The 14885-nt window shown below is 64.6% G+C and carries 11 protein-coding genes; 2 read left to right on the top strand and 9 right to left on the bottom strand.

All coding sequences use genetic code 11. The features are described from left to right. Position 1: 1 nt before the first annotated feature. The 4 genes from glgC to AC0J5K_RS07510 all read right to left on the bottom strand — a co-directional run bounded on the left by glgC (position 2) and on the right by AC0J5K_RS07510 (position 7205). The gene (gene glgC, locus AC0J5K_RS07495) at positions 2-1261 is read right to left on the bottom strand and encodes a glucose-1-phosphate adenylyltransferase (RefSeq protein WP_274564583.1); all 1260 of its coding nucleotides are present in this window, start codon (positions 1259-1261) and stop codon (positions 2-4) included. 46 nt (positions 1262-1307) lie between these two features. Then, complete coding sequence (glgB, locus tag AC0J5K_RS07500; protein WP_274564585.1) at positions 1308-3518, bottom strand: 1,4-alpha-glucan branching protein GlgB; 2211 nt, start codon at positions 3516-3518, stop codon at positions 1308-1310. Continuing rightward, positions 3515-5893: a glycogen/starch/alpha-glucan phosphorylase gene (locus tag AC0J5K_RS07505; RefSeq protein WP_274564586.1), complete on the bottom strand. Its 2379-nt coding sequence runs from the start codon at positions 5891-5893 to the stop codon at positions 3515-3517. The genes glgB and AC0J5K_RS07505 overlap by 4 nt, the downstream gene beginning before the upstream one ends. A 127-nt stretch (positions 5894-6020) precedes the next feature. Then, positions 6021-7205 (bottom strand): cytochrome P450, encoded by a 1185-nt coding sequence (locus tag AC0J5K_RS07510; RefSeq protein WP_274564588.1) that lies wholly within the window; start codon positions 7203-7205, stop codon positions 6021-6023. A 58-nt stretch (positions 7206-7263) separates the two neighbouring features. Here AC0J5K_RS07510 and AC0J5K_RS07515 point away from each other — a divergent pair, with 58 nt between their 5' ends. Continuing rightward, a complete protein-coding gene (locus AC0J5K_RS07515; RefSeq protein ID WP_274564590.1) occupies positions 7264-9015 on the top strand; it encodes a sensor histidine kinase in 1752 nt (583 codons plus the stop codon). Continuing rightward, positions 9012-10238: a sigma-54-dependent transcriptional regulator gene (locus AC0J5K_RS07520; protein ID WP_274564591.1), complete on the top strand. Its 1227-nt coding sequence runs from the start codon at positions 9012-9014 to the stop codon at positions 10236-10238. Before AC0J5K_RS07515 ends, AC0J5K_RS07520 begins: the two co-directional genes overlap by 4 nt. An 8-nt stretch (positions 10239-10246) precedes the next feature. Here the strand turns inward: AC0J5K_RS07520 and AC0J5K_RS07525 are convergent, their stop codons facing one another. The 5 genes from AC0J5K_RS07525 to AC0J5K_RS07545 all read right to left on the bottom strand — a co-directional run bounded on the left by AC0J5K_RS07525 (position 10247) and on the right by AC0J5K_RS07545 (position 14800). Beyond that, positions 10247-11431, bottom strand: coding sequence for a vWA domain-containing protein (locus AC0J5K_RS07525; RefSeq protein ID WP_274564592.1), 1185 nt, complete (start codon positions 11429-11431; stop codon positions 10247-10249). Between the two features lie 9 nt (positions 11432-11440). Continuing rightward, the gene (locus tag AC0J5K_RS07530) at positions 11441-11608 is read right to left on the bottom strand and encodes an apolipoprotein acyltransferase (RefSeq protein WP_074836778.1); all 168 of its coding nucleotides are present in this window, start codon (positions 11606-11608) and stop codon (positions 11441-11443) included. Positions 11609-11647: 39 nt separating this feature from the next. Further along, positions 11648-13021, bottom strand: a complete 1374-nt coding sequence (locus AC0J5K_RS07535; protein ID WP_274564597.1) for a DUF2927 domain-containing protein — start codon at positions 13019-13021, stop codon at positions 11648-11650. Between the two features lie 3 nt (positions 13022-13024). Continuing rightward, complete coding sequence (locus tag AC0J5K_RS07540; RefSeq protein ID WP_074836782.1) at positions 13025-13474, bottom strand: GNAT family N-acetyltransferase; 450 nt, start codon at positions 13472-13474, stop codon at positions 13025-13027. A gap of 486 nt (positions 13475-13960) precedes the next feature. Beyond that, a complete protein-coding gene (locus AC0J5K_RS07545; protein WP_048531963.1) occupies positions 13961-14800 on the bottom strand; it encodes an AAA family ATPase in 840 nt (279 codons plus the stop codon). Positions 14801-14885: the final 85 nt, after the last annotated feature.

Here is a 14885-nt window from a genome sequence, read left to right on the forward strand (position 1 = left end):
GTCAGCCATCCAGCTTGTCGATCATCTTCTGGGTGATCAGGCAGATGCCGTTTTCGGTGCGGCGAAACCGCTTGGCGTCGGCCTCGGCATCCTCGCCCACCACAAGGCCCTCGGGAATCATGGCGCCGCGGTCGACGATGCAGTTCTTGAGCTTGGCGTTGCGGCCGATATCGGCATAGGGCAGCACGATGACCCCCTCGAGTTCGGCAAAGCTGTGGGTCCGCACGCCGGTGAACAGCAGGCAGCGATGCAGTTGCGAGCCCGAGATGATGCAGCCGCCCGAAACCATCGACGAGGTGGCGGAGCCGCGGCGGCCTTCCTCGTTGTGAATGAACTTGGCCGGCGGGGTTAGCTCGGAATAGGTCCAGATCGGCCAGTTCTGGGTATAGAGGTCGAGCTCGGGCTTGAAATCGGTCAGGTCGATATTGGCTTGCCAATAGGCATCGATGGTGCCGACATCGCGCCAGTACGGCCGGTCCTCCAGCCCCGACATCACGCAGGAGCGCCCGAAGGGATGGGCATAGGCGCCGCCTTGGGCCACGATATCGGGAATGATGTCATTGCCGAAATCATGGCTGGAGTTCGGATCGTCATTGTCCTTTTCCAGCAACTCGTAAAGGTATTCCGCCTCGAAGACGTAGATCCCCATGCTGGCCAGCGCGCGGCTCTCGTCGCCGGGCATGGCGGGGGGATTTTCCGGCTTTTCGACGAATTCGAGGATCTTGTCGTTCGCGTCCACCCCCATCACGCCAAAGGCCCTAGCCTCGTCGCGCGGCACTTCGATACAGCCGACCGTGACCTTGGCGCCGGTCTTGACGTGCTGCTCAATCATGACCGAATAGTCCTGCTTGTAGATATGGTCGCCGGCCAGAACGAGGATGTATTTCGGCCCGTAGCCGCGCAGCACGTTGATGTTCTGCGTCACCGCGTCGGCGGTGCCCTTGTACCAGTTGTCCTCACCCATCTGCTGCGAGGCGGGCAGGATGTCGAGGCTTTCGTTGCGCTCCGCGCGGAAGAAGGACCAGCCGCGTTGCAGATGGCGGATCAGGCTGTGGGCCCGGTACTGCGTGGCGACACCGATGCGGCGGATGCCGGAGTTCACCGCGTTCGACAGTGCAAAGTCGATGATCCGCGTCTTGCCGCCAAAGAACACCGCCGGTTTTGCCCGGATATCGGTCATTTCCTTCAATCGGCTGCCGCGCCCCCCGGCCAGAACATAGGCCATCGTTTGTTGCGCGAGTTCGTGTCGTGCCTGTGTCATCGGGTCCTCCCAGACTTGATCGGATGGTCTAATAAATGGTTGAAATTCATGTCCCTTTATAACGCAGGAACGTTGTCGCCAGCGGCGGCACGGTCAGCTCAATCGACTGTGCGCAGCCATGCGCCGGCTCTTCTGTCGTGGCCAGCGGGGTGGCGTTGATCTGGTTGCTGCCGGCATAGGCGGCCGCATCGGTGTTCAGAACTTCCTCCCAGGTTCCCGCCAGCGGCACGCCGATGCGATAGCCGGGTCGTGTCACCGGCGTGAAATTGCAGACCACCAGCACCGGGTCGCTGCCGTCTTTGCCGTGGCGGAGCCAGGAAAACACCGACTCGCCGGCGTTGCCGCCGTCGATCCAGCGGAAGCCCTCGGGCTTGCTGTCGAGCTCGTAGAGCGCAGGGGTGTCGCGATAGAGGTGGTTGAGATCGCGGACCAGCGACTGCACGCCCTTGTGGGTCGGATACTCGAGCAGGTGCCAGTCGAGGCTCTTTTCGTTGTTCCACTCATCCCACTGGCCAAACTCGCAGGACATGAAGAGCAGCTTCTTGCCCGGATGGCCCCACATGAAGCCGTAATAGGCCCGCAAATTGGCAAACCGTTGCCAATCGTCGCCCGGCATCCGGTCGAGGATCGAGCCCTTGCCATGCACCACCTCGTCATGGCTCAGCGGCAGCACGAAATTCTCGGAAAAGGCGTAATGCAGCCCGAAGGTCATCTTGTCGTGGTGATACTTCCGGTGGATCGGATCTTCGCCCATGTAGCGCAGGGTGTCGTTCATCCAGCCCATGTTCCACTTGAAGCCGAAGCCAAGGCCGCCGGTGTCGGTGGGGGCGGAGACGCCGGGGAAGGCGGTGCTTTCCTCGGCGATGGTCATGATGTCGGGCTGGTCGGCATAGACCGCCTCGTTCATCCGCTGCATGAAGCTGATGGCTTCGAGGTTCTCGCGGCCGCCGTGGATGTTGGGCACCCATTCGCCCTCTTTCCGGGAATAGTCGCGATAGAGCATCGAGGCCACGGCATCAACGCGCAGCCCGTCGATGTGATATTCCTGCACCCAGAATTTCGCGTTGGCGATCAGATAATTGGCCACCTCTGTCCGGCCGTAGTTATAGACCAGCGTGTTCCAGTCCGGGTGATAGCCTTCTTTCGGATCGGCATGTTCGTAAAGCGCCGATCCGTCGAACCGGCCAAGGCCGTGTTCGTCTGTCGGGAAATGGCCCGGCACCCAGTCGATGATCAGCCCGATTCCCGCCTGGTGGCAGGCATCGACGAAATAGCGGAAATCGTCGGGCGTGCCGAAGCGCGAGGTGGGGGCGTAGAGCCCCACCGGCTGATATCCCCAGGAGCCGCCGAAGGGATATTCGCTGATCGGCGTGGTCTCGATATGGGTGAACCCCATCTCCTTGACATAAGAAACCAGCGCGTCGGCCATTTCGCGATAGGTGAGCGAGCGGCCATCCTCTTCGGGCACCCGCCGCCAGCTTTCGAGGTGCACCTCGTAGACCGAGATCGGCCGGTCGATGCGGTGCGCGCCGCTGCGCCGTGCCATCCAGTCGCCGTCCTGCCAGTCGTAGCGCGACAGGTCGCGCACCACCGAGGCGGTGCGCGGCGGAAGCTCTGCGCCAAAGCCCACCGGATCGGCCTTGAGCGGCATCAGCTGACCGTCGATGCCCAGCACCTCGTATTTGTAGGCGGTGCCATCGGCGACGTCGGGCACAAAGATCTCGTGCACACCGGTCGCGCCCCGCCGGCGCATGACAAACCGGCGGCCATCCCAGCCGTTGAAATCGCCGACAACCGAAACCCGCCGGGCGTTCGGGGCCCAGACCGCGAAATGCGTGCCCTCGACACCTTCATGGGTCATCACATGCGCGCCGAGCGCTTTCCACAGATATCCGTGCGTGCCTTCGCCCAGCAGGTATTCGTCGAATTCGCCCAGCACGTTGCCAAAGGCATAGGGGTCGTATTCCGTCCAAACGTTGCCGCCCCGGGTCATCCGCAGCTTGTAGTCAAAGCGTTTCTTGCGCCGCGGCACCTCGGCGGCAAAAACGCCGTCGCCCCCCGTGACCCGCCCGAGCGAAACAACCGCCTTGCCAGTCTTGGCATCGATCAGTTCGACGCTGTCTGCTTCGGGGCGGAACACACGCACGACAAGCTTGCCGTCGGTCTCGTGCATCCCGAGCACGGCAAAGGGATTGCCGTGCGACCCATCTGCAAGGGAGGCTGCTTCTTCGGGGTGGATCAGGGGGGCGTCAATCATGCAATTTTCTCCATTCCACCAGTGTTGACCGGGCCCGCATGCCAGATATCGCGCGCGTAGCCCTGAATCGTGCGATCCGACGAGAACCAGCCCATGTTGGCCGTGTTCTTGAGCGCCATGGCCGCCCAGCCGGTCTTGCTGCGATAGGCGACATCAACACGGCGCTGCGCGTCGAAATAGCTGTCGAAATCGCAGGTCACGAGGAAGTAGTCGTGATCGTAGAGATTGCCGACAAGTTCATGGTAGCGCGTGACTTCGTCCGGGCAAAACACACCATCGACGATCTGGCCCAGCACCCGGCTCAGCCGCGGGCTGGCCTCGATGGCGGCGCGGGCGAAGCCATGTTGCAGGCGGCGTTCCTGCACCTCCTGCGCGGTTAGACCGAAGAGGAAGAAGTTCTCGGCGCCCACATGCTCGCGGATCTCGACATTGGCGCCGTCGAGCGTGCCGATGGTCAGCGCGCCGTTCAGGGCGAATTTCATGTTGCCGGTGCCCGAGGCTTCCTTGCCGGCGGTCGAGATCTGTTCGCTGAGGTCGGCGGCGGGGATCAGATTCTCGGCCATGGTGACATTGTAGTTCGGCGGATAGACCACCTTGAGCAGATCGCCGGTCACCGGGTCGTTGTTGATCCGGGTGGCGACGTCGTTGATCAGGTGGATGATCTGCTTGGCGACGTGATAGCCCGGCGCCGCCTTGCCGCCAAAGATCTTGACGCGCGGCGTCCAGTCGCCGCCCGGATTGTCGCGGATCTCGTTCCAGAGCGCCACGGTCTCGAGGATGTTCATCAACTGGCGCTTGTATTCGTGGATCCGCTTGATCTGCACGTCGAACATCGCGTCGGGGTTCACCTCGGTGCCGCAGGTTTGCCTGATCCATTGCGCCAGTTGCACCTTGTTGGCGCGCTTGGCGGCCTGGAACTCGGCGAGGAACGCCTTGTCGCCGGATTTCTCGTTCAGCGCCTTGAGCTGTTCGAGATCGGCCACCCAGCCATCGCCGATTTCGCGGGTGACGAGATCGGACAGCGGCTGGTTGCAGGTATACAGCCAGCGCCGCGGGGTGATTCCGTTGGTCTGATTGATGATCCGGGTCGGGTGGATCTTGTGCAGATCCTCGAACACCGTCTCCTTGACCAGCTCGCTGTGCAGCGCCGAGACGCCATTGACCTTGTGCGCCATGATAAAGGCCAGTTCGCCCATCTGAACATGGTCATGCTCGATGATGCGCGGGCTGCCGGGGTGGCGTTCCTGGTGGTCGTGGTCGATGGCGCGGATGATTTCCAGATGCCGGGGCAACACATAGGCCATCAGCCCGACGTGCCATTTCTCCAGCGCCTCGGGCAGCAGCGTGTGGTTGGTGTAGCCCAGGCAGTTGCGGGCGATTTCGATGGCTTCGGGCATCTCGAGCCCGTGCACGTCGACCAGTTGCCGCACCAGTTCCGGCCCGGCAATCGCCGGGTGGGTGTCGTTGAGCTGGATCGCCACGTGATCGGGCAGGGCGCGCAGATCGTCGTGATCGCTCAGGTAGCGCCGCATCAGGTCCATCAGCGAGGCGGCGGTGAAGAAATATTCCTGCTTCAGCCGCAGCTGCTTGCCGGCGTCGGTGGTGTCATCGGGGTAAAGCACGCGGCTGATGGTGCGCGCCAGCGCCTCGGAGCGGCCGGCGGCAAGGTAATCGCCCCGGTTGAAGCTCTCGAGGTCAAACGCCCCCGGCGCCTTGGCCGACCAGAGCCGCAGAGTGTTGCCCCAGGTGCCCTTCCAGCCGATCACCGGCGTGTCATAGGCGGTGGCCAGCACGGTCTCGGACGAGATCCAGCGCGCCTTGCCCTCGTGATGCTCGACATGGCCGCCGAACTGGATGCGGTATTTCACCTCCGGCCGTTCGAATTCCCAGGCGTGGCGCTGGGTCAACCAGGTCTCGGCGGTCTCGACCTGTTTGCCGTCGGAAAACTTCTGCTCGAACAGCCCGTGCTCGTAGCGGATGCCGTAGCCATAAGCCGGAATGCCCAGGGTCGCCAGCGAGTCCATGAAGCAGGCGGCAAGACGCCCGAGGCCGCCGTTGCCCAGCGCCGCATCGGGCTCGTCATGCACGATTTCCTCGTAATCCTGGCCCAGCGCCTCGATGGCGTCGCGGGCTTCGCGGTCGAGGCCGAGGTTGGCGGCCATGTCCTCGACCAGCCGGCCCATCAGAAACTCGAGCGAGAGGTAATAGACGCGTTTGGCGTTCGAGGCATAGGTCTCGCGCGTGGAGCGATACCAATGATCGACCATCCGGTCGCGCAGCGCCAGCGACAGCGCGATGCGCCAGTCGTAAACCGAGGAATGCTCGGCGTCCTTGCCCAGCGAATAGCGGATATGGTGAAGGATTTCGTCTTTCATCTGGCTTGCTCACAGCAATTTCTTTGAGGTACTGTTAGCGCTAAACCCGCCATTTTTCCACTCGGAACGTCGCGTCCGGCCAATTTGCCACATTGCCCGGTCGCGTGGGCCCAAGACCGGCGGCGGGTCATTGCGCACACAGCAAGAGACGCTCAAGCCCGTGAAAATGGTAGAGGTTCGCGTAGCGCGGCGGCGCGGCGAGGCGCAGGCCGGGCAGGCGGGCAAAGAGCACCTGAAGCGCGATGCGCAACTCGAGCCGGGCCAGTGGCGCGCCAACGCAGAAATGGCGGCCGGCGCCAAAGGCCACATGCGGCTTCAGATGTCGATTCGGATCGAAACGGTCGGGGTCGACCCACATCTCGGGATCGCGGTTGGCCGCCCCCAGCAAGAGGCCGATGCGGTCGCCGCGCCGCAAGGGGCTGCGCCCGATCTCGAGGTCTTCGTATACCCAGCGGGTGAACATGTGCAGCGGCGGATCGAACCGCAGGATTTCCTCGACCGTCGCATCGATCATCGAATCAGAGGACCATTCGGGGCGCATGCCGGTCTCGAGCATCGCCTTCACCCCATTGCCCAGAGTATGCACCGTGGCCTCATGGCCGGCGTTCAGCACCAGAACGCAGGTGGCGATCAGCTCGTCCAGGCTCAGCTTTTCGCCATCGGCCTCTGCCGCGATCAGCCGGGTGATCAGATCGTCCGAGGGGGTGCGGCGGCGGGTGGCGATGTAATCGGCCAGAAAGGCCGAAAACTCGCGCGCGGCGGCATTGGCGCCGTCTTCGATCGTCCGGTCGCGGCGGGCCTGGTACATCGCCACCATGTCGTTCGACCAGGCCAGCAACCGGTCGGCCATGTCGTCGGGCACGCCCAGCAGCCGTGCGATCACGATTACCGGCACCTGGGTGGCATACTGCGGCAACAGGTCGAAATCGCCCTCGGGGCACGCGTCGATCAATTGGTGACAGAGCGCCTCGATCTCCGGCGCCAGCCCGGCAATGCCGCGAGCGGTGAAGGCATGCAGCACAAGCTTGCGCAGCCGGGTGTGGCGCGGCGCTTCCAGTTCCAGCATGGAATTGTCGTCGATGGCATAGAAGTCGCGCAGATGCGCGGGCCGCGGCTCTTTCAGCTCGTCGGGTGCCTCGCGGCCCATGCGGCTGTCGCGCAGGGCGGCATTGACGGCGGCATGCGAAAAGGCGCAGTGGATCCCATAGTCGCGCCACTGGTGCACGGCGCCCTTGGCCCGCGCCTCGGCGTAAAACGGATAGGGATTCTGGACAAAACCCGGGTCGGTCGGAGATTGCGAAAGCTCTGCCATGAGATCATCCTGACGGGCTGGCTTTCCTTTGCAAGGGGGGACGCGCTAAAGTATCGTCATGTCGTCGAAATCTTCCTCACTTCGTGGTCTGGCGGCGCTCTACATCGCATGTATAGCGGCGGTGAGCGCCGGCGTCTGGCACACCGGCTTTCGTCAGGGCCTCGATCAGATCGCCCGGCGCGGCGAGGCCGGGCTGTCGCTGGCCGCCGACCGACTCACCGCCCAATTGCAGCATCACGCCGAGGTGGCAGTGCTGACCGCCGATCACCCGGCGCTGGCGGCGCTGCACGATGGCGGCGAGCGCGCACCGGCCGATGCGCTGCTGCTCGACGTGGCCGACAAGACCTCGGCGCTGACCATGCATTACGTCGATGCCTCGGGCCGGGTGCTGGCGGCCTCTGGGCCGCGCACGCCGGAGGCTCTGGGCGACAGCGCCTATTTCCGCCGGGCGATGCAGGGCGCGCTGGGCTCGGCGCATGTGGTGAGCGAGACCTTCGGCGTGCGCGCCTGGTTCTTTGCCGCGCCGACTTTTGATGCCGCCGGCAAGGTGCGCGGGGCGCTGATCCTCGGCGTCGACATCGACCGGCTGGAAGAGAACTGGCGCGGCGACCGCCCGGCGATCTATTTCGTCGACGGCGACGGCCGGGTCTTCATCTCGAACCGTTCCGAGCTCTTGTACTGGCGTCAGCCGCCCGGCGCGCTGGGGCCGGAGACGCCGGCGGGCGAAACGCCGCGCGCGGTGCAGGTGGGCGCGCATGAGGTCTGGTGGCTCGACTGGTCGCCCTATGTGCCGCGCCGCGCCTTGCATCTGAGCCAGGATCTGCCGGTGATCGGAATGCGCGCCGAGGCACTGATCGACACCAGCCCGGCGCTGCGGCTGGCGCTCTGGCAGGCGGCGGCGGTGGCGGCACTGATGGCGACCTTCGGCGCGCTGCTGTTTCTTGCCGGGGCGCGACGGCGGGTGCTGGCACAGGCCAATGCACGGCTCGAGAGTCGGGTCACCGCGCGCACCGCCCAGCTGTCGCAGACCAACACCGCGCTGCGCCACGAGGTGCGCGAACGCCAGGAGGCCGAGGCGGCGCTGAAACGCGCCCAGGCCGATCTGGTGCAGGCCGGCAAGCTCTCGGCGCTGGGGCAGATGTCGGCCGGCATCAGCCACGAGCTGAACCAGCCACTGATGGCGATCCAGCACTATGCCGAGAACGCCCAGGCCTTCCTTGACCGCGACCGCCCCGCGACCGCACGCGAGAACCTGGGTCGCATCGCCGCCATGGCGCGCCGCATGGCGCGGATCATCAAGAACCTGCGCGCTTTTGCCCGCAACGAAAGCGAGCCGATGGGCAAGGTCGATATCGTCGCGGTGATCGACAGCGCCATCGAACTGGCCGAGCCGCGGCTGCGCCAGGGCGCGGTGACGCTGGTCTGGCAGCCACCGCCGGCGCCGGTCTGGGTCTGGGGCGGCGAGGTGCGGCTGGGACAGGTCTTTGTCAATCTGATCTCGAACGCTGCCGACGCCATGGAGGACGCCCCGCGCCGCGCCCTGACCATCACGCTCGACGCCGGCACGCGTCCGGTGGTGACGGTGGCAGACACCGGGCCGGGCATTGCCGATCCCGACCGTATCTTCGACCCGTTCTATTCCACCAAACAGGTCGGCGGGCCCGACGGCATGGGGCTTGGCCTGTCGATCTCCTATGGTCTGGTGCAGAGCTTTGGCGGCACCATCCGCGGCAGCAACGCGCCCGGCGGCGGGGCGGTCTTTACCGTCGAGCTCGACCAATGGCGTGAAGCGCAGGAGGCGGCGGCATGAGGCAGGTCTTGTTGGTGGACGACGACGCGGGCCTGCGCGAGGCGCTGTGCCAATCGCTGGAACTGGCAGAGTATGCACCGGTTCCGGCGGGGTCTTTCGTGGTCGCCAAGGATCATATCACACCGGACTTCGACGGGGTGATCCTGAGCGATATCCGCATGCCGGGGCGCGATGGCTTTCATCTGCTCGACCACGCCCAGCAGGTCGATCCCGACCTGCCGGTGATTCTGCTGACCGGCGAGGGCGACATCCCGATGGCGGTGCGCGCGCTTGGCGCCGGGGCCTTCGCCTTTCTCGAAAAGCCCTGCGCCACCGAGGATCTCCTCAAGGTGCTGGACCGGGCGCTGAAGGCCCGCGCCATGGTGCTGGAAAACCGCCGGTTCAAAAGCCAGATCGAGGCCGGCGATCCGGCGGCGCGGATGATCTTCGGCACCTCGGCGCTGGCCGAGGCGCTGCGCGCGCAGGTCCGTCAGGTGGCGGCATCGACCGCCGATGCGCTGATCATCGGGCCGCAGGGTTCGGGCATCTCCAAGGTGGCCGAGGTCATTCACCTATCCTCGCCCCGCGCCAAGACGCCGTTCGAGAAACGCGCCGCGCGCAGCCTCGATCCCGCCGGCCTGCGCGACGTGTTCTCGCGCGCCGAGGGCGGGGCGCTGTTTCTCGATGGCATTGCCGATCTTTCGGCCGACAGCCAGCTTGTGCTGCTCGATCTGCTGGACTCCGGCCAGGGGTTGCGGCTGATCGCGGGGGCGGTCGACGGGATCGATGCGGCCTTTGCCGAGGGCCGGGTGACCGCCGATCTCTATTACCGGCTCAATGTCCATGTGGTGCGCATTCCGGCGCTGTCGGAACGGCCCGAGGACATCCCGGTGCTGTTTCGCCATTACGTCGACCAGGCCGCCGAACAGGCCGGCATCACCGCGCCTGAAATCAGCCCGGATCATGCTGCCGCGCTGATGGCGCAGAGCTGGCCGGGCAATGCGCGCTCGCTGATGTCGGCGGCGATGCGGTTTGTGCTGGGCATGCCGGAAGAGGTGGCGCGCAATGCCGAACAGGGGCTGGCGGCGCAGATGGCGCAGGTCGAACGCTCGCTTCTGATCGCCGCGCTCAGCCGCCAGAACGGACGCGCCACCGAGGCCGCGAAACAGCTGAAACTGCCGCGCAAGACGCTTTACGACAAGCTCGCGCGCTATGGCATCAAGCCCGAGGATTACCGCCGCTGACAGGCGGGCTAACGCGCCAGCGCCTTCATGCCGCGTTCCAGCCCTTCGAGCGTCATCGGCACCATGGCACCCTCGAAGATCTCGTGGATCATGCCGATCGACTGGGTGTATCTCCATTGCTGTTCGGGCACCGGGTTGATCCAGAGATTGTCGGGCCATTGGTCGCGAGCGCGCGCCAGCCAGACCTGGCCGGCTTCCTCGTTCCAATGTTCGTTGGCGCCGCCGGCAAAGGCGATCTCGTAGGGTGACATGCTGGCATCGCCGACAAAGATGCACTTGTAGTCCGAACCATAGGTGCGCAGCACCTCCCAGGTCGGCGTTACCTCGGACCAGCGGCGGCGATTGTCGCGCCAGACACCTTCGTAAAGGCAATTGTGGAAATAGTAATATTCGAGGTGCTTGAATTCGGAGCGCGCGGCCGAGAACAGCTCTTCCACCACCCGGATATGCGCATCCATCGAGCCGCCGACATCGAGAAACAGCACCACCTTGACCGCATTGTGCCGTTCCGGCCGGGTCTTGACGTCAAGGTAGCCGTGTTCGGCCGTCGCCCGGATGGTGCCGTCGAGGTCCAACTCGTCATTGGCACCGGTCCGTGCCCAGTTGCGCAGGCGTTTCAGCGCCACCTTGATGTTGCGGGTGCCAAGCTCGATCTGATCATCGAGATTGCGGAACTCGCGCTTGTCCCAGACCTTGACGGCGCGCTGGAGGCGGCTTTTCTCCTGGCCGATGCGCACGCCCTCGGGATTGTAGCCATTGGCGCCGAAAGGCGAGGTGCCGGCGGTGCCGATCCATTTGTTGCCGCCCTGATGGCGGCCTTTCTGCTCCTCGAGCCGCTTCTTCAGCGTCTCCATCAGTTGATCGAAACCGCCGAGGCTCTCGATCTCGGCCATTTCCTCGGGGCTGAGGTGTTTCTCGGCCATCTTGCGCAGCCAGTCCTCGGGCAGATCGACGGCGCTCAGCACGTCCTGCGCCGAAATTTCTTCCAGCCCCTTGAAGCTGTGCGCAAAGGCGCGGTCGAACTTGTCGAGGTTGCGCTCGTCCTTCACCATCGCGGTGCGCGCGAGGTAATAGAAGGCATCGACGTCATAGGTCGCCAGACCCGCGCTCATGCCTTCGAGAAAGGTGAGATATTCCCTGAGCGACACCGGAACGCCGGCGCGGCGCAGGGTTTCGAAGAAGGGAACGAACATCGCCGCGCCTCAGAGGGCCAGGCGGTGGATCACCAGCGTGGCCAACATGCCCAGAAGCGCGAAGGCCAGCGCATAGATGCCGACATATTGCACCACGTCCAGCGTCTTGCCGCCGCGCCGCCTGGCGATCGTGCCGCCGATGATACCGCCGATAATGGCGCCGATGATGACCAGCATCTGTTCCTTGTCCTTCTGTCTGCGCCGGCGCCGCCGGAACTACCCGCGCGGGCCCTTGAGCGGGTTGAGCGCGGCAATCTCGCGCAGTTTCGCGCGCACCGCCCAATCCGCGCCAAAGCCGTAGCGCGCCCATCCCAGAGAGTCCATCCGCACCTCGCGCGCTTCCGAAACCCGTCCGGTCAGATCGAGCGCCTCGGCGCGCAACAGCAGCAGCGTGCTCAGCAGCGCCGCGTTTTCATGGCGCGCGGCGGTGTCGAAATGCGGTGCCACCAGCGCCAGCGTCTGGTCCGGCCGGCCGCGCGTCAATTCGAGCGCGCCGAGCTGCGAGGCGACATAGGCCAGATGCAGCTCGGTCGCCGGGCTCATGCGATAGAACCGGTCGGCGGCCTCGAATTCGGCGCGCGCCCGATCGGGGTCGCTGATCAGAAGAATGCGGCCCATGGCGTAATGCGAAAAGGCGCGGCGGTGATCCTGCCAGCCCATGGCGGCGGCGATCCTGAGCGCCCGGGTGGCGGCGGTCCGGCGTTGAGAATGCCTGGCGCCGGGCCCCAATGCCTCCTGCACCGCCTCGATCCAGGCGCGGGGCGTGCGCGACTGCCGGTTGGTGCCGATGCCGGCGCCGCGCGGGTTCAGCCGGGCGAGAATGGCGGGCAGGCGGGCGGCGACACTCGCGCGGTCCATGCCGGAGCGCAGCGCGCTGTCATAGGTCGCCCGCAGGATCAGCATGTCGAAACCGGTCAGGACGGTGTGCACATTGTCGTCGTTGAACACCGAATCCGGCAGGCGATAAAGATCGTTGAGCGGCCCCAGCGCCTGGGCCAGCTCTTCGTGCAGGCAATCGCGCATCTCTTGCGGGGAGGTGTCATTGGGCACGAAGATCGCCACCGTGGTGCGCTGTTGCAGCTGCGCCCAATTCAATTTGCCGGAGCGGCGCTTGCGCTTGTAATCGGCCAGAGAAGTGACATTGGGCACCACGAAACAAGCCGCCATCGGCAGGGCGCGGCGGATCTCGGCCGAGCTGATCGCCTCGATCGTCACCGCCGCCGGCGCGTCTGGCGCCACCTGGCGAATGTCCAGCGCCGCCTCGCTGCGCAGCCGGTGCAGGAGCTGCTTGAGATCGCGGTCGAGCTGGGCCGGGGCATCGCCGGTCACCCGCACCCCGATCGGCCCTTCGAACCGGGTCAGCCGAGGCAGCGGGCGGCCGCTTTCAAGCTGGAAGTGCAGGTCGATGAAATCGCGGGCAATATCGGTATTCGACCGCGCCGCCGGCAGCGGGCGGGGCTGCGAAAAGGTCTTCATCACCGGCAATGTGGATTCCAGACTGGCGGCGCGGGTCGGCATATCCGAAGAGGCCATCGGCACGCAGGCCGAGAGCAACATGTAAAGCGGCAGGAAAAGACGGCTGCGGCGCATGTGTCAGGCTCGCTGGTATTTGATGAACGGGGTCAACACGCCGATCCGGTCATAGAGATCGCGGGCGGTGTGGTTGAACTCCTGGGTGAGCCAGTAGACCGAGGGCGCGCCCGCCGCATCGGCTCGGGCATAAACTGCCTCGATCAGCTTGCGGCCGATGCCACGCCCCCGCAGATCGGGCACGGCGTAGAGATCCTGCAAGTAACAGACCTCTTCCTCTTTCCAAGCATGGCGGTGAAACAGGAAGTGCGTCAACCCGACGAGCCGGTCCCCGGAAAGGGCGACAAGGCCATTGAAATCGCGGCTGTCGTCTCCCAGCAAACGATGAAAGGTGCTGTCATAAATCCGCGCCGGAAGCTCGGTTTCATAAAACGCGAGATATTGCCGCCAAAGCTCCTGCCATTGGTCCCGATCTGCGGGCCGCAGCGCGCGGATAGTCATTTCAATCGACATTCTGGTCTGCCTGCTCTTTCGGATGCATCAGGACATCCCGTTTGGCGTTATCGCCTTATGGGGGAGTATACGGCAAAGCCGGGATTTCCTAAGCCGTAAATCGGCCGAGTTTTTCCGGCGTCCGAAAGCGTTGCAATTCAGCCGAATCAAGGGGTTGGGTTGTGGGCGGGCAATCGGGATCACACCAGATATGGTGAATTGCCGACGTTTGCCGACAGGTAATGCACGAGGGCAGGATGCAAATGCCCGGCTATGCCGGGCGGGGCCGTCCGACTGGCCGTGCCACGCCGCAAATTCGTCGCCGGCCGCCAGGGATTGGCGCGTCGGTGGCCGCCGCATCCGGCGCCCGGTCAATCGCCGGGCGCCGGATCTTTTATCGCGCGATCGCGCCGGTTTCCCGATCAGGGCAGGGCGGTCTTTCCGTCCATGGGCCCTGGCCCGCTCCGCCACAGGTTTTCGACCGGAACGGGACCGGGCCGCCCCGGATCAGCGGCCGCGGCGGGCCATGAAGGCGAGGCGTTCGAAAAGATGCACATCCTGCTCGTTCTTGAGCAGGGCGCCGTGCAATTTGGGCAGGGCGTTGGCCCCGTCGCGGGCCAGATCCTCGGGCGTGAGATCCTCGGCCAGCAGGAGCTTGAGCCAGTCGAGCACCTCGGAGGTCGAGGGTTTCTTCTTGAGCCCGGCCTGCTCGCGGATCTCGTAGAACTGGGTCAGCGCGGTGGTCAGCAGCGCCTGTTTGATACCGGGATGATGAACCTCGACGATCTGGCGCATCGTCGCCTCGTCGGGGAACCGGATGTAGTGAAAGAAACAGCGGCGCAGGAAGGCGTCGGGCAGTTCCTTTTCATTGTTCGAGGTGATGATGACGATCGGGCGCTGGCGGGCCTTGACGGTTTCGCCGGTCTCGTAGACGTGAAATTCCATCTTGTCGAGCTCCTGCAACAGGTCGTTGGGAAACTCGATGTCGGCCTTGTCGATCTCGTCGATCAGAAGCACCACCTTCTCTTCCGCCTCGAAGGCCTGCCAGAGCTTGCCCTTGCGGATGTAGTTGCGCACGTCATGCACCCGCTCTTCGCCGAGCTGGCTGTCGCGCAGGCGCGAAACGGCGTCGTATTCATACAGCCCCTGCTGCGCCTTGGTGGTGGATTTGACGTTCCACTCCAGCATCCGCAGGCCCAGCGCATCGGCCACCTGACGCGCCAGTTCGGTCTTGCCGGTGCCCGGTTCGCCCTTGACCAGCAGCGGCCGTTCCAGCGTTACCGCGGCATTTACCGCTAACGTGAGATCTTCGGTCGCCACATAGCTCTCGGTGCCCTGAAATTTCATGCCTGCTCCTTGTTTCGGCTTCTGGCGCGGAGCCTATCGATACCGAGAATTCGCCGCAATACAGCGCTTTGTGTAGTGACATTCC

The organism is Marinovum sp. E3, from assembly GCF_055755275.1.